This is a genomic window from Aureimonas sp. N4, from assembly GCF_001463925.1.
Classification (GTDB): Bacteria; Pseudomonadota; Alphaproteobacteria; order Rhizobiales; family Rhizobiaceae; genus Aureimonas; species Aureimonas ureilytica_A.
This window is the reverse complement of the sequence record NZ_BBWS01000021.1, coordinates 15,910-29,924: the sequence shown is the minus strand read 5'-3', so window position 1 is coordinate 29,924 and position 14,015 is coordinate 15,910. Positions and strand designations below refer to the sequence as shown.

Here is a 14,015-nt window from a genome sequence, read left to right as displayed (position 1 = left end):
CAACAATAGGTCGCGTCCCGACTCGATCAAGCCGAAATCGGCGCGGGATATGGGCGAGACCCGTTTTAAAGGGCGATCTGACCCGGTTGTGATCGGGTCGGCGCGACCCTACCTTTCGCCGCAGGAATTGGATGGAGTGATGCCGATGGCCAGCGCGAGCGAAACCCCGCTGAAGGTTCAGAAGAGCGATGCCGAATGGCAGGAGATCCTGACGCCCGAGCAATATAAGGTCGCACGCGGCCATGGCACCGAGCGCCCTTTCACCGGCCCGAACTGGGACCAGAAGGAAGCCGGCCTTTATCGCTGCGTGTGCTGCCAGAAGCCCCTCTTCCGCTCCGAAACGAAGTTCGATTCCGGCACGGGCTGGCCGAGCTTCTACGAGCCGGTGGAGCGCGAGTCGGTGAGCGAGCATGTGGATCGCTCCTTCATGATGACGCGCGTCGAAGTCCGCTGCGCCGATTGCGACGCCCATCTCGGGCATGTCTTTGAGGACGGGCCACGCCCGACGGGCTTGCGCTACTGCATGAATGGCTACGCCCTCGAATTCGACCGCGACTGACCGGGCCGACCTTGCTGCCCCTTGCCTTTGCCGCCCGCCGGGCGAAAGCTCCGGCGGGCCGATTCTTGCCCGCATCTGACGGTGATCCATGTCCTCAGCCTTCCGCGCCGACCTTCCCGCCCCGCCCCGCGCCCCGCAGCGCCCGGTCGAACTTTCGGCGCATGGGCGCACGCGCACCGACGAATACGGCTGGATGCGCGTCGACAACTGGCAGGAGATGTTCAAGGACACCTCGCTGCTCGACCCCGTGATCCGCGCCCATCTGGAAGCGGAAAACCGCTATGCGGACGCCGCGCTCGAAGATGTCGAGCCGCTGAAGGCCAAGCTGATCGCCGAGATGCGCGGGCGCATCAAGGAGGACGACAGCTCCGTTCCCGCGCCAGATGGCCCCTATTCCTATGGCGTCGCCTATGAGGCCGGCGCGGAATACCCGCGCTTCTTCCGCGTGCCGCGCGAAGGCGGCCGCGAAGACGTCTATCTCGACGCGAACAAACAGGCCGAGGGGATCGACTATTTCTCGATCGGCGGCGTCGAGCACTCGCCCGATCACAAGCGCCTCGCCTGGAGCTTCGACGACAAGGGCTCCGAATTCTACGAGATTGCCCTGCGCGATCTCGAAACCGGCGCGGACCTGCCCGACCGCATCGCGGACACGAGCGGCGACGCCACCTGGGACGCACGCTCGCACGGTTTCTTCTACACCAAACTCGATGCAAACCACCGCCCCAGCCGCGTCTTCTATCATACCCTCGGCGCCGATCCGGCCTCCGATCCTCTGGTCTATGAGGAAACCGACACGGGCTTCTTCATGGGCGTCGGCCAGACGCAATCCGGCGATTACGTCGTCATCGACATTCACGATCACGAAACGTCGGAAGCCTGGCTGATCCCCGCCGCCAACCCGGCCGCCGAACCGCGCCTCGTCGCCAAGCGCGAGAAGGGCCTGGAATATGACGTGGACGAGGGCGACGGAACGCTCTTCATTCTGACCAATGCCGATGGCGCGCGCGACTTCAAAATCGTGACCGCGCCGGCCGATCAGCCGGGCCGCGAGGCCTGGACCGATCTCGTGCCGTATGAGGACGGCCGCCTGATCCTGTCGCATCTCGTGCTCAAGCGCCATCTGATCTGGCTGGAGCGGCGCGACGGCCTGCCGCGCATCGTGGTACGGCGTCTGGCGGATGGCGCGGAACATAGCATCGCCTTCGAGGAAGAGGCTTATTCGCTCGGCCTCGGCGGCACCTACGAATATGACACGACCACGATCCGCTTCTCCTATTCCTCGCCGACGACCCCGAACCAGACCTTCGACTATGACGTGGAGACACGCGAGCGCCGTCTCCTGAAGACGCAGGAAGTGCCGTCCGGCCATGATCCCTCGCTCTACGTCGCGCGCCGCATCTTCGCACCCGCGCCGGACGGCGAAACCGTTCCGATCTCGCTCGTCTATCGCCGCGATACGGCGCTCGACGGCTCGGCTCCGCTGATGCTCTATGGATATGGCTCCTATGGCCATTCCATCCCGGCCTCGTTCAGCACCAATGTGCTCAGCCTCGTTGATCGCGGCTTCGTCTATGCCATCGCGCATATTCGCGGCGGCAAGGACAAGGGCTTCCGCTGGTACGAAGCCGGCCGGCGGGAGCACAAGCGCAACACGTTCACCGACTTCATCGCGGCGGCGGACCATCTCGTGAGTGAGCGCTTCAGCAGCTATGAGCGCATCGTCGCGCATGGCGGCTCGGCCGGCGGCCTATTGATGGGCGCGGTCGCCAACATGGCGCCGGAAAAGTTCGGCGGCATCATCGCCGTCGTGCCCTTCGTGGACGTGCTCAACACGATCCTCGACGACACGCTGCCCCTCACCCCGCCCGAGTGGCCGGAATGGGGCAATCCGATCCTGTCGGAAGCCGATTACGAGGTGATCGCGAGCTACAGCCCTTACGACAATGTCGAGGCCAAGGCCTATCCACCGATCCTGGCGCTCGCCGGTCTGACAGACCCGCGCGTGACCTACTGGGAACCGGCCAAATGGGTGGCGCGCCTGCGCGCGAAGAAAACGGACAGCAATCCCGTGATACTTCGCACCAATATGGGCGCGGGCCATGGCGGCGCATCCGGGCGCTTCGCGAAGCTGGACGAGATCGCGATGATCTACAGTTTCGCGCTGAAGCTCATGGGCAAGGCAGCTCTTTAAATATTCTGGGAAAAGGCGGCTTCGGTCGCCTTTTCCCCTTCCGATCTACTTCGCTGAAGCGACCGGCGGAATGGCCTTGAGATAGGCGGCGATGGCGGCGAGATCGTCTTTGGGCAGACGCGCCAGATTGTGCTGCACCTCCACCATGGAGCCGCCGACACTATCGAAGTCCGGGGTGAAGCCCGTCTCGAAATAATTGACGAGATCGTCCTCGGTCCAATCCGAGGTTTCGCCCGCCGGCGTGATGTTGGGGATCTGCCCCTCCCCTTCCGGCGCCGGCCCGCCGGCCAGCCAGCGATCGTGATCCAGCCCGCCCGCGCCGCCGAGGCTGCGTGGCGTGTGGCACTCGCCGCAATGGCCCGGCCCTTCCACGAGATATTGCCCGCGCCGGACAAGATCGGGCGCGCCATTCGGCCAGGAGATAACGGGGCTGGGCCTCAGGAAGAGCGCCTTCCAAGGCCCCAGCGCCATGCGCAGATTGTAGGGGAACGGCAACTCGTTCGCCGGCGCGTCATCCGTCGATGGCGGCAGCGTCTTCAGATAGGCGAAGAGATCGGCGACGTCTCCCGGCGTCATCCTCGCATAGGATGTGTAGGGAAAGGCCGGATAGAGATTGTGCCCCTCGGGATCGACGCCGCGTTGCAGGGCATTGGCGAAATCGGCCAGCGTCCAGCGGCCGATGCCATGATCGGGGTCCGGCGAGATGTTGGGGCCGTGGAACGTCCCGAAGGGCGTGACGAGCGACGGCCCGCCGCCCAGAACCGGCTGGTCTACCGCTTCGCGCGCATGACAGGACACGCAGCCGCCGGCCCAGAAAAGCCGCTCGCCGCGCGCGGCGTCGCCGCTTCCCTCCTGCGCGATCTCCGTCGCGCTCAGGCGAACCGGGCGCGTTGCGCTATAGGCGCCCGCCGCCAGCACGGCGACGACGGCTGCCGCCAGAAGAGCGAGAACCGGCCGCCGCCGCAAAAGCGTTCAGCCTCAGCGCTGCCGGAACTGCTGGTGGCAGCTCTGGCAATTGGCGGCGACCTTGGTGAAGGCGGTCTTGAAACTGTCGAGATCGGCGGGCTTGGCGTCGAGCGCGGCCTGCGTGTCGGCGATGAACTTGTCGTTCGCCGCCTTGAACTCGGCCGGCTTTTCCCAGATCGCGGGCGCGGCTTCGGTCTTGCCGCCCGTCTTGGAATCCTCGGGGAAGAGCGTCGCGAACTTCTTCGCGTCCTCGTTCAAGGTCGTGAAGAGGCTGGCGGCCGTCGCGGCGTCGAAGGGCTGACTGCCCTTGATGATTTCGGAGGCGGTACGCGCCGCCTTGGCATTGTTCTTCATGAGCTGCTGGCGCTCTTTGATGACGGTCTCGTTCTGCGCCAGCGCCGGCAGCGCGGCGGAGGCGGCAACGCAAAGTCCCACGATCAAGGCGGACAGGCGCATGAGAATCACTCCGGGCTTTCGGCTGAGTGGAATTGTTCCAAACGAGATGAAAACCCGTTTTCCATGATCCGTCCATCCTTAAGGATCGGCGGAAGAGGATTCAGAGCATTTCCAGCGAAAGCCGGGTCGGCTTTCGCGCCCGGACAATGCGAGAAACAAGGGACTGGAGCACCTCCGGCGAACCTATGTTCGGTGGATGTGCTCTAGTGTCGCAGAGCCCGCACAACGAAAAACCCTGCCTTCCCGAGGGAAGGCAGGGCTCGCATCTCACCGATGGCCCAGCGTTCAGGCGCTGGCGGCCTCGTAGCGCTCCAGCACGTAGTCCCAGTTCACGAGGCTGTCGACGAAGGCCTCGAGATACTTCGGACGCGCGTTGCGGTAGTCGATGTAATAGGAGTGTTCCCACACGTCGACGCCGAGGATCGGCTCGGCACCGTGCACCAGCGGATTCTCGCCGTTCGGCGTCTTCATGATCTGAAGCTTGCCGTCCTTGACCGCGACCCAAGCCCAGCCCGAACCGAACTGGCCCTTGCCCGCGTCGATGAAGTCGTTGCGGAACTTGTCATAGCCGCCGAGATCGGAATCGAAGGCCGTCTGCAGCTTGCCCGGCAGGGACTTGCCGCCGCCATTGGGCTTCATCCACTTCCAGAAATGGATGTGGTTGTAGTGCTGGCCGGCATTGTTGAAGAGAGGCTGGTTCTTGCCGAAGGACTGCTTGACGATCTCTTCGAGCGACGCATCGGCGAGGCCCGCGTCGGCGGCCAGCTTGTTGCCCATGTCGACATAGGCCTGATGGTGCTTGTCGTGATGATATTCCAGCGTCTCCTTCGACATGAAGGGCTGGAGCGCATCATAGGCGTAAGGCAGTTCGGGAAGCGTAAAGGCCATATCCGTCTCCTTCGGTTTGGGCCCGCCGTGAGCGCAAGCGAATCGCCGGCCGGCGGGCTTTCGAGCCGGGTCCTTAGCTAGGGCCTCCCGGCTCGGATGTCAGCCGCCTTCTGAACCAAAAGGCCGCATTCAAGCCGACTTTTCACGCGCGCGCGCAAAGCGCCAGTAGAGTTCGCGGGCTCGGCCGTAGACGGGACCGACGGGCATGGCGCGCTCTTCCAGCCTCGTCACGGGCACGACCTTGGAATGATTGCCAGTGGAGAAGATTTCGCTGGCCGACAGAAAGTCCTCCACCGTCAGGCTGGCCTCGACCACCTCCATCCCGTCCTCGCGCAGCAGCTGGATGACGCGCTGGCGCGTGATGCCATTCAGAAAGGAACCATTGGGAACCGGCGTGAAGACCGCGCCGTCGCGCACCATGAAGAGGTTGGACGTGCCGGTCTCGGCCACATTGCCGATCATGTCGCGAACCAGCGCATTGTCGAACCCGCGCCGCTTGGCCTCCATGATCGCGCGCGCATTGTTGGGATAAAGACACCCGGCCTTGGCCAGCGTCGGCATGGTTTCGGGGGTCGGCCGACGGAAGGGCGAGACGCCCAGCGAAAACCCGGCCGATGGAATCATCGGCGACTCATAAAGACACAAGCAAAAGCGTGTCGTCTCTGGGTCGGCCGGCACGCCCATATAGCCACCATCCTCGGCCCAATACATCGGACGGATATAGGCGGCCGTTTCGCCATCGAAATGCCGGAGCCCTTCATAAGTCAGCCGCACGATCTCGTCCGGCGTCATGGTCGGCCGAAGCCCCAGCGCCTCGGCCGATCGGTTGACGCGCGCGGCGTGCCGGTCGAGGTCCGGCGTCAGGCCTTCGAACCAGCGTGCCCCGTCGAAGACCGATGAGCCCAGCCAGAGAACATGCGAGCGCGGCCCGACCAGCCCGGGATTTCCCTCGAGCCATTCGCCGTCGAAGAAGGTGAAGGTGCGTGAGAAGCCTGCTGCCATGGGTTCCTGCCTTGCGCTCGGAGGCAGGGGACGCTGCCAAGCCGCCCTGCCCTTATGATACCGCCCCGGTCTACAAGGCGCGGCTCGACCTGTCACATGGAAGCCTCTACGGATGAATTGTTAACCCTGCTTCTCTGAAATGCCGCTCCATCGCCGCAATGCGCCCGTGAGGTCTCGCTTCCGGGCGTGGAGAACGGAACGAACCGTCCGGTTCGACGTTTTCAGCCCAAGAACAAGAACCCGAGCGAGGGTTCCAAGGCTTCGCAGAAGGCCTATTCCCGCGCTCGCCGCACTGGCTGGATAATGACAAACGATCCCTTTTCCCGACGCCTGCCGCGCCGTGCCGTCCTGTCCGGCCTCGGGCTCGGCGCCCTCGCCACGCTGACCGGGTGCGTCAGTTCCCCGCGTGCGCAGAATGCCGATCTCTCCGTTTTCGGCGGCCTGCCGGGCAATGTGCCGCCCGAATACGCCACCGCCTATGGCCCGATCGATGATGGCGGTTTCCTGATCCCTGCCATCGACCTGCGCCGCATGGACGTGCGCTATCTCCGCCGGCAGGTCGCTTATAACGGCCCCGAAGCCCCCGGCACGATCATCATCGACACGCCCACGCGCTATGCCTATCTCATTCAGCCCGGCGGCACCGCCATGCGCTACGGCGTGGGCATCGGCCGCGACGGGTTCGCTTGGGAAGGCCGCGCCCGCGTGCAGTTCAAGCGCGAATGGCCGCGCTGGACGCCCCCCAACGAGATGATCGACCGCCAGCCCGAGCTGGAAATCTATCGCGGAGTCGGCATGGACCCGGGTCTCAAGAACCCCCTGGGGGCCCGCGCGCTTTATCTTTTTAAGGATGGCAAGGACACGCTCTACCGCCTGCACGGAACGCCGGAATGGTGGACCATCGGAAAGGCCGTGTCGTCGGGCTGCGTCCGGTTCATGAACCATGACATCATCGACCTGTATAATCGCGCGGAGCCGGGCGCGACGGTCATCGTCAACCAGCCGGGCGGCCTGACGGTCTAAGGTTCGGGGCCGACGCTCTGCGAAGCGCGACCATGCCAGCAATCGGCTGGAACAGCCGATTGCACTCCGGCGCGCCCCCTGCCACTGTGGCACGCCGACCGGCCCTTCCCCGTGATTCTCAGGCCCTGCCATGTCCGAACTGATCGACCGCGTCTCCGCAGCCGCTTCCCTGACGCCCGAGACAGCGCGCGAGGCGGTCGGCAACATTCTGGCCTTCCTGCGCTCGGAAAGCTCGGATCCCGCCGTGGAGACGATGATCTCGGGCACGCCGGGCGCGGCGGACGCTCTCCAAGCGGCTGGCGATGCCGAGTTCGGAGGCGGCATCATGGCGCTCGGCGGCAAGCTGATGGGCCTCGGTCTCGACATGGGCCAGATCCGCACCGTGGGCGAGGAGTTGATCGCCTTCTCGAAGTCTCATGTGGACGAGGCGACCGTCTCCACCGCCATCGCGTCCGTTCCCGCGCTTGCGCCATTCGTTTGATACATTCGCGCCGTAAAGGCTTCTGACGCGCGCCGCCCGGCGCCGCGATAGGGGGAAGTTGGAACGCTCGGGCCGGTGGCTTATCGGGCCGGCCTGCCTTATATCGCCGTCGCGTGCTGCATTGCCCAAGTGAGCATCCGCTTCGCTGGGGCGATGATGCGCGTTCGCCGAGGGCGCGCCATCCAGCGTGCGATGCCAAGGAATAGCCTATGATCGATGCCTACACGGTTTTCGGTTCTCACGTTCGCCGCCATGCCGGCGTGCGTCCCGACGAGGTTCCGCCTGAAGCCGTTTGGATCGATCTGCGCAACCCCACACATGACGAAGAACGAGCCATCGAGGCGCTTTGCGGGATCGAGGTGCCGACGCGCGAAGAGATGCGCGAGATCGAAGTGTCGAGCCGGCTCTATTCGGAAGATGGCGGCGACTTCATGACCGCTTCGATCGTCTATGGGCTGGACGAGGGCAAGCCGGATTTCGGCCCCGTCACTTTCATTCTGGTCGGCCAGCGCCTCGTGACGCTGCGCTATACCGACCCGCGCTCGTTCCAAATCTTCTCGACCAAGCTCTGCCGGGAGGGCAATGGCGAGACAACGAAACCGGGCTATCTCCCGAGCTTCGACCATTACGGCCCGCCGCCGGCTCCCCCTAAGCCCTCTCGTACCAAAGGGCCGACGGCCGATTCCATCGCGGTCGGCCTTCTGGAAACGATCATCGACCGCATGGCCGATCTCCTGGAGCAGATCGCCAGCGATCTCGACCGGATCGGCACCGACATCTTCCGCTCGTCCGACACGAACACGCCGACGGCGACCGCCGATTTCAAGCAGCTTCTGAAGCGCCTCGGCGCGGCCGGCGACATTTCCTCGCGCACGCGGGAAAGTCTGGCGACCGTGGACCGGCTCCTGCCCTTCCTCTCCTTTGTGATGGATCGGCGCAAGCCGCAGAAGGAGTTGAAGCTGCGGGTCAAGGCGATGGCGCGGGACGTCGCCTCGCTGAACGATTTCGTGTCCTTTCTGTCGAACAAGACGACCTTCCTGCTCGACACCACGGTCGGCATGATCTCGATCGAGCAGAACGCCATCATCAAGATTTTCTCGGTGGCGGCTGTCGGCTTCATGCCGCCGACGCTCGTCGCCTCGATCTACGGGATGAATTTCGAGCATATGCCCGAACTGAAATGGGCGCTCGGCTATCCCATGGCCTTGACGATCATGGTGCTCTCGGCGCTGCTGCCGCTTCTGTATTTCCGACACAAGAAGTGGCTGTGAGGCGGCTCGAAAGCCGCCTCTTCCTCCGGTGCTGCGCCTGAACGGTCAAGCCTTGCCCAGCGCGTCCCGCATGAGCGTGGCCGTGCCGGCATAGATGGCGTAAGCGCCATCCTCGTGCCTGATGATCTCGACCTCCAGGCCCAGCTCACGGCAGATCGCGGCCCCACCCGCGATGTCCCACATGGTGGTGACCGGCTGGATATGGCCGTCGAAGCGGCCGAGCGCAGCAAAGAGCATGGAAACCGAGGTGCAGTGGAAGGATTCCACGATCCATTCACGCTCACGCAAGCGGCGCTGGAGCGCGATCGCGGCCTCCAGATCCTCGCCCGGACTGTCGCCCAAGGACACGAGACCGAGGCCGGGTACGGCCACCTCCCGCTCGAAGGGAACGCCGTTGCGCACCACGCCGACATCTCGCGCGCCGGCCATGAGTTCGCCGAGGCAAGGCGCGGCGATGGCACCCGCCACCGGCACGCCATTCTCCACATAGCCGAGCGAGATGCCCCAGAGCGGCGAGCCGGCCAGAAAGTTCGATGTGCCGTCGATCGGATCGACGATCCAGTAGCGATCGGCCGTCTCCCCGCCCTCTTCCTCGCCCACGACGGCCTCGCCCGGATAGCGTTCGGCCAGAAGCGCGCGAACACGTGCCTCGATGCCCCGATCGGCCTGCGAGACGAAATCGCGCGGCCCGGCTTTGGTCTCCGTCAGGAGTTGCCTACGATCCGCGAAATGACCGAGCGCCTCGGCGGCGGCGGTCTTGACGATCTCGGCGGCCGTGTCGCGGCGCTGAAGCAAAGCCAGATTCATAGGCGAGCGCTCCGTAGTCCCCGCGCCGCGAGGTAAGCGACGAGGCGCTCGGACTCGTCGGTCTGGATCGCACCAACGCCGAGGTCGAGAAGCCGCCCCCAAATCGCGTCGGCGTCCTGCCGGGCGGCCGTGTCGTTGAAATCGGTCATATGGGAGACGTCCAAGGTATTGAGCCAAAGCCGCACGCCGAGGGCGCGCGCCGCCTCCATGCCCGCTTCCAGATCCTCCACGCAAGCAGGCATAGCCTCGATCATGAAGGGATTGAGGTGGGCGAAATGCGCGAGGTCTTCGGCAAAGCGACCTTTTTGCGACTTCAGCACCGGCATGAAGGGCAAGGGTCCGAAGGCCGTATGGTCGGCGGGCAGGCGCGCCAGATCGGCCGGCGTCAGTTCCGCCTTCACCACGACATCCCCAGCGAAGCCGCCCCGCAGGATTTCGCGCGTCACGGCAGGAAGCTCGGCAGCCGACTTGGTGTCGACATTGACGAGAAGACCGTGGCCTCGCGCTTCTTCCAGCGCTTCCAGAAGCGTGGGCACGCGCTCGTCGGTCAGCGGCGCATCGTCGCCTCCGCCGCTTTCGCGCAGGCGAAGGGCACGAATCGTCGCACTGTCCTGCTCGGCAACCGCGCCCCGGCTTTGGGTGGTGCGATCGAGCGTATCGTCATGAATGACGAGAATCGCGCCGTCTGCGGTTTGACGCGCGTCGATCTCCACCATGCCGACGCCCAGAGCCCCCGCCTCGCGAATGGCGAGAAGCGAATTTTCCGGGGCGCGGACCCAGGAGCCGCGATGGGCGATCACGAGACAATCGGCCGGAGCAAAGTCCAGAACGGGAGAACGAAAAGAAGCGGCGTCGAGGACGGCCGCGGCAGAAACTTGGGTCATGACAAACTCGGGAAAAGGTCCTTGAGCGCAAGAGGCGGCGGCGTCCCTGAAGGCGGACGGGGCTGGCTCGGCTTCGCGCTACCATAGGCATCATGTCACAACGGTGACAAATCGATGATGAATTCCCGACAAAACCCAAACAAGCGGAAGTTGTGAATCCGCGGTATCGTCATACAAACTTCATTTTACTCTCACCCCGACGCTCATTATTGGACCGCCGCGACGAACGGCAAGATTTCGTCCTCCTTTTATTTCGATCGATAGGGCTCACAATGCTCACGAAAATCTTCGGCGCCGCCAGCGCGCTGGCGCTCTTGGCTGGTTTGACGGGCGCAGCTCATGCCGAGCCCGTGAAATTCGAATTCTGGCACGGTCTGTCGGGCGATCTCGGCGACAGGGTGCAGGAGGCCTGCACCAAGTTCAACGCCTCGCAGAAGGACTACGAGATTTCCTGCGTCAGCCAGGGTGGCTACGAGACCAATCTGCAGAACACGATCGCGGCCTACCGCGCCAAGAAGCAGCCCGCGATCACCCAGGTCTATGACGCCGGCACGCTCGACCTCATGCTGTCCAGAGCGTTCGTCCCGGCCAAGCAGCTGATGGCCGACAACGGCTACAAGATCGACTGGAATAACTACTTCCCCGGTATCGGGCAGTATTACGCCACGGCGAAGGGCGACCTCGAGTCCTTCCCGTTCAACTCCTCGACCGCCGTCCTCTATTATAACGGCGACGCCTTCAAGAAGGCCGGCATCACGGAAGCGCCGAAGACCTGGGAGCAGGTATCGGCCGACGCCAAGAAGCTGAAGGACGCGGGCTACGAATGCCCGATGGCCATCAATTTCGACCCCTGGTTCTCGCTGGACCAGTTCTCGGCCATCCACAATCAGCCCGTCGCCACCAAGGCCAACGGCTATCAGGGTCTCGACGCCGAAGTCGTCTTCAACAAGACGAAGGTGGTCGACGAGATCAAGTTCTGGAAGAAGCAGGTCGACGACAAGCTCTTCGTCGTGAAGACCAAGCAGCTCGGCATGGACGCTTTCCCGTCCTTCACCTCGCAGACCTGCCAGATGGCGATGAGCTCGATCGCCGACCATGGCACGGCCGGCAAGACGCTGCCGCAGGGTGTCGAGTGGCATGTCACGATGCTGCCGGCCTTCGAGGGCACCCAGCGCCAGAAGACGCTGGTCGGCGGCGCTTCGCTCTGGGTCATGAAGGACCGCCCCGCAGCCGAGTACAAGGGCGCGGCCGCCTTCCTGAACTTCCTCGCCCAGCCCGACATGGTTGAGTGGTGGTCCACCGTGACCGGCTACATCCCGGTGACCAAGACCGGCTTCGAGGCGATGAAGGCCAGCGGCTTCTACGACAAGCCGCAGTTCAAGGGCCGCGAAATCGCGATCGAAAGCCTGACGCTGACCCCGCCCTCCGAAAACACGCGCGGCATCCGCCTCGGCAACTACACGCAGATCCGCAAGGAATTCTCGACCGCGCTTGAGGCGATCTTCATGCAGAACGCCGACATCCAGAAGAGCCTGGACGAGGCCGCCGACCGCTCGAACACGCTGCTGCGTCGCTTCGAGAAGACCTATGCCGGCCAGACGCTGAACTAAGCCGAACCGCACTTTCCCGCGCCGCCGAAGCCCTCCCCGGCCTCGGCGGCGTTCCTCATCGTGGATATCCGTCATGAAGCGTGTCGTCTTCAAAAGCCGCTGGGTTCCGGTTCTTGCCGCCCTTCCCCAGTTGTTTCTGATCTTCCTGTTCTTCTACTGGCCCGCCGTTTCGGTGCTGAACTGGGCCTTCACGCTGGAGCCGGCCTTCGGCGGCGCGGGCGCGCGTCTTTTCGTCGGCTGGGAGAATTTCCAGGCCGTCTTTTCGGACAGCCAATATTGGAATTCGGTGCGCGTCAGCGTGACGTTCGCGGTTCTAGCGACGGTCATCACGATGGGACTGGCGCTGGTTCTGGCGCTCGCAGTCGACCGCCAGCTCAAGGGCTCCAAGATTTTCCGCTTCTTCTACATCTGGCCCTACGCGCTGGCCGGGCCGGCGGTCGGGACGGCCTTCCTGTTCATCCTGTCGCCCGAGCGCGGGCTGATGGCCATGGTCAATGCCGCCCATCCCGACTTCTGGAATCCGGCCAAATACAATAGCCACGCGATGATCCTGATCGTCACCTGCTTCGTGTGGAAGTGGATCGGCTATTGCTTCATCTTCATGCTGGCGGGCCTTCAGTCGATCCCGCGCAGCCTGACGGAAGCAGCCGCCATGGACGGCTCCGGCCCCTTGCGCCGGGCGCTCGACATCCAAATCCCGCTTCTTTCGCCGACCCTGTTCCTGCTCCTCATCCTGATCGCGACGGAAAGCTTCGTCGGCAAGGATACCTACGGCATCGTGGATCGCACGACCTATGGCGGGCCGAACAACGCCACCAATCTCATGGTCTTCAACATCGTCTCCAAGGCCTTCGAAGGGCTCGATTACTCCGGCGCGGCGGCGCAGAGCCTCATCGTCATCAGCCTGATCATGGTCTTCACCTTCATCCAGTTCCGCTTCATCGAGCGGCGCGTGCATTACCGCTGAGGGCTCGGGACATGATCGAAAAGACGCCCGTCTCCAATCTCATCACCTACGCCATCCTCGTCATGGCGCTGGTCACCGTGCTCCTGCCCTTCTGGATCGTCCTTTGCGCATCGACGCAGACGCTTCAGGAGGTGAACGCCGTTCCTTTCAGCTTCCTGCCCGGGCCGGATGCGCTGAAGAACTATGCCGCCGCCTGGGCCCGCGCCGATCTCGGCAATGCCCTGTTCAACAGCTTCGTCATGGCTGGTGCGGTCACGGCCGGCAAGATCGCGGTTTCGGCGCTCAGCGCCTTCGCCATCGTGTATTTCCGATCGCGCTGGGGCCTCGTCTTCTTCTGGCTGGTGTTCCTGACGCTGATGCTGCCGCTCGAAGTGCGCGTCGTGCCGACCTACAATATCGCCGCCGACGCGTTCCAGCCCTTCCGCCTCCTGATCCAGACGCTGACCGGCATCGAGGTCAGCATCGACTGGAACCTCCTCAACACCTATTCCGGCCTGTCCCTGCCTCTGGTCGCGACGGCCACCGGCACGTTCCTGTTTCGCCAGTTCTTCATGACCGTCCCCGACGAGCTGGCGGAAGCGGCGCGCATGGACGGCTCCGGCCCTTGGCGCTTCTTCGTGGACGTGCTCCTGCCGCTGTCGCGCACCAACATGCTGGCGCTCGCCACGATCCTCTTCGCCGATACGTGGAACCAGTATCTCTGGCCGCGCCTCATGGTGACGGACCCCGCCTACACCACCGCGATGACGGCGCTGCGGGCGCTCCGCCCGGCCGAGAATGGCCTGCCGGAGTGGAACGTCACCAATGCGGGCGCCCTCATCATCGTGCTGCCGCCGCTCATCGTCGTCGCCGTCTTGCAGCGCTGGTTCGTGCGCGGCCTCATCGCAACCGAGAAATAAGGAAGAGT

At 64.1% G+C, this 14,015-nt stretch carries 14 protein-coding genes; 8 read left to right on the top strand and 6 right to left on the bottom strand.

Features of this window, described 5'->3' with window-relative positions; translation table 11 throughout:
* Positions 1 to 139: 139 nt before the first annotated feature.
* Positions 140 to 559: a peptide-methionine (R)-S-oxide reductase MsrB gene (msrB, locus tag AUL28_RS06605; RefSeq protein ID WP_374701409.1), complete on the top strand. Its 420-nt coding sequence runs from the start codon at positions 140 to 142 to the stop codon at positions 557 to 559.
* An 88-nt stretch (positions 560 to 647) separates the two neighbouring features.
* Positions 648 to 2,753, top strand: coding sequence for a S9 family peptidase (locus tag AUL28_RS06600; protein WP_062231122.1), 2,106 nt, complete (start codon positions 648 to 650; stop codon positions 2,751 to 2,753).
* 45 nt (positions 2,754 to 2,798) lie between these two features.
* On the opposite strand, the gene AUL28_RS06595 is transcribed toward AUL28_RS06600, so the two are convergent.
* The 4 genes from AUL28_RS06595 to AUL28_RS06580 form a co-directional block, all read right to left on the bottom strand.
* Positions 2,799 to 3,719 carry a cytochrome c gene (locus tag AUL28_RS06595; RefSeq protein WP_062231120.1) on the bottom strand — a complete coding sequence of 307 codons (921 nt, stop codon included), beginning with the start codon at positions 3,717 to 3,719 and terminating at the stop codon, positions 2,799 to 2,801.
* Positions 3,720 to 3,731: 12 nt separating this feature from the next.
* On the bottom strand, positions 3,732 to 4,175 hold the full coding sequence (locus AUL28_RS06590) for a c-type cytochrome (protein WP_062231182.1): 444 nt from the start codon (positions 4,173 to 4,175) through the stop codon (positions 3,732 to 3,734).
* Between the two features lie 285 nt (positions 4,176 to 4,460).
* Entirely contained in the window at positions 4,461 to 5,063 is a 603-nt protein-coding gene (locus tag AUL28_RS06585; protein ID WP_062219421.1) for a superoxide dismutase, read from the bottom strand.
* A gap of 129 nt (positions 5,064 to 5,192) precedes the next feature.
* Positions 5,193 to 6,065, bottom strand: a complete 873-nt coding sequence (locus AUL28_RS06580) for a branched-chain amino acid aminotransferase (RefSeq protein ID WP_062231118.1) — start codon at positions 6,063 to 6,065, stop codon at positions 5,193 to 5,195.
* Between the two features lie 303 nt (positions 6,066 to 6,368).
* On the opposite strand from AUL28_RS06580, the gene AUL28_RS06575 reads away from it, so the two are divergent.
* The 3 genes from AUL28_RS06575 to AUL28_RS06565 all read left to right on the top strand — a co-directional run bounded on the left by AUL28_RS06575 (position 6,369) and on the right by AUL28_RS06565 (position 8,840).
* Positions 6,369 to 7,088, top strand: coding sequence for a L,D-transpeptidase (locus AUL28_RS06575; protein ID WP_058600255.1), 720 nt, complete (start codon positions 6,369 to 6,371; stop codon positions 7,086 to 7,088).
* Positions 7,089 to 7,218: 130 nt separating this feature from the next.
* Positions 7,219 to 7,569, top strand: a complete 351-nt coding sequence (locus tag AUL28_RS06570; RefSeq protein ID WP_058600254.1) for a hypothetical protein — start codon at positions 7,219 to 7,221, stop codon at positions 7,567 to 7,569.
* A 209-nt stretch (positions 7,570 to 7,778) separates the two neighbouring features.
* A complete protein-coding gene (locus tag AUL28_RS06565; protein WP_062219425.1) occupies positions 7,779 to 8,840 on the top strand; it encodes a magnesium transporter CorA family protein in 1,062 nt (353 codons plus the stop codon).
* A 45-nt stretch (positions 8,841 to 8,885) separates the two neighbouring features.
* On the opposite strand, the gene AUL28_RS06560 is transcribed toward AUL28_RS06565, so the two are convergent.
* Together AUL28_RS06560 and AUL28_RS06555 are read right to left on the bottom strand one after the other, a co-directional pair.
* Positions 8,886 to 9,647, bottom strand: a complete 762-nt coding sequence (locus AUL28_RS06560; RefSeq protein WP_062231115.1) for an inositol monophosphatase family protein — start codon at positions 9,645 to 9,647, stop codon at positions 8,886 to 8,888.
* Complete coding sequence (locus AUL28_RS06555; RefSeq protein ID WP_062231113.1) at positions 9,644 to 10,531, bottom strand: glycerophosphodiester phosphodiesterase family protein; 888 nt, start codon at positions 10,529 to 10,531, stop codon at positions 9,644 to 9,646. Before AUL28_RS06555 ends, AUL28_RS06560 begins: the two co-directional genes overlap by 4 nt.
* 272 nt (positions 10,532 to 10,803) lie before the next feature.
* On the opposite strand from AUL28_RS06555, the gene AUL28_RS06550 reads away from it, so the two are divergent.
* From AUL28_RS06550 to AUL28_RS06540, 3 genes are all read left to right on the top strand, one after another.
* Positions 10,804 to 12,141, top strand: a complete 1,338-nt coding sequence (locus AUL28_RS06550; protein ID WP_062231111.1) for an extracellular solute-binding protein — start codon at positions 10,804 to 10,806, stop codon at positions 12,139 to 12,141.
* A gap of 73 nt (positions 12,142 to 12,214) precedes the next feature.
* Positions 12,215 to 13,108: a carbohydrate ABC transporter permease gene (locus AUL28_RS06545; RefSeq protein ID WP_058633386.1), complete on the top strand. Its 894-nt coding sequence runs from the start codon at positions 12,215 to 12,217 to the stop codon at positions 13,106 to 13,108.
* An 11-nt stretch (positions 13,109 to 13,119) separates the two neighbouring features.
* Positions 13,120 to 14,007, top strand: a complete 888-nt coding sequence (locus AUL28_RS06540; protein ID WP_058600248.1) for an ABC transporter permease subunit — start codon at positions 13,120 to 13,122, stop codon at positions 14,005 to 14,007.
* Positions 14,008 to 14,015: the final 8 nt, after the last annotated feature.

What these genes read in the sequence shown, in the direction of transcription:
- msrB (WP_374701409.1), top strand. Translation starts at nt 140, where the DNA reads ATGCCGATGGCCAGCGCGAGCGAAACCCCGCTGAAGGTTCAGAAGAGC.
- AUL28_RS06600 (WP_062231122.1), top strand. Translation starts at nt 648, where the DNA reads ATGTCCTCAGCCTTCCGCGCCGACCTTCCCGCCCCGCCCCGCGCCCCG.
- AUL28_RS06590 (WP_062231182.1), bottom strand. Translation starts at nt 4,175, where the DNA reads ATGCGCCTGTCCGCCTTGATCGTGGGACTTTGCGTTGCCGCCTCCGCC.
- AUL28_RS06585 (WP_062219421.1), bottom strand. Translation starts at nt 5,063, where the DNA reads ATGGCCTTTACGCTTCCCGAACTGCCTTACGCCTATGATGCGCTCCAG.
- AUL28_RS06580 (WP_062231118.1), bottom strand. Translation starts at nt 6,065, where the DNA reads ATGGCAGCAGGCTTCTCACGCACCTTCACCTTCTTCGACGGCGAATGG.
- AUL28_RS06575 (WP_058600255.1), top strand. Translation starts at nt 6,369, where the DNA reads ATGACAAACGATCCCTTTTCCCGACGCCTGCCGCGCCGTGCCGTCCTG.
- AUL28_RS06570 (WP_058600254.1), top strand. Translation starts at nt 7,219, where the DNA reads ATGTCCGAACTGATCGACCGCGTCTCCGCAGCCGCTTCCCTGACGCCC.
- AUL28_RS06565 (WP_062219425.1), top strand. Translation starts at nt 7,779, where the DNA reads ATGATCGATGCCTACACGGTTTTCGGTTCTCACGTTCGCCGCCATGCC.
- AUL28_RS06560 (WP_062231115.1), bottom strand. Translation starts at nt 9,647, where the DNA reads ATGAATCTGGCTTTGCTTCAGCGCCGCGACACGGCCGCCGAGATCGTC.
- AUL28_RS06555 (WP_062231113.1), bottom strand. Translation starts at nt 10,531, where the DNA reads ATGACCCAAGTTTCTGCCGCGGCCGTCCTCGACGCCGCTTCTTTTCGT.
- AUL28_RS06550 (WP_062231111.1), top strand. Translation starts at nt 10,804, where the DNA reads ATGCTCACGAAAATCTTCGGCGCCGCCAGCGCGCTGGCGCTCTTGGCT.
- AUL28_RS06545 (WP_058633386.1), top strand. Translation starts at nt 12,215, where the DNA reads ATGAAGCGTGTCGTCTTCAAAAGCCGCTGGGTTCCGGTTCTTGCCGCC.
- AUL28_RS06540 (WP_058600248.1), top strand. Translation starts at nt 13,120, where the DNA reads ATGATCGAAAAGACGCCCGTCTCCAATCTCATCACCTACGCCATCCTC.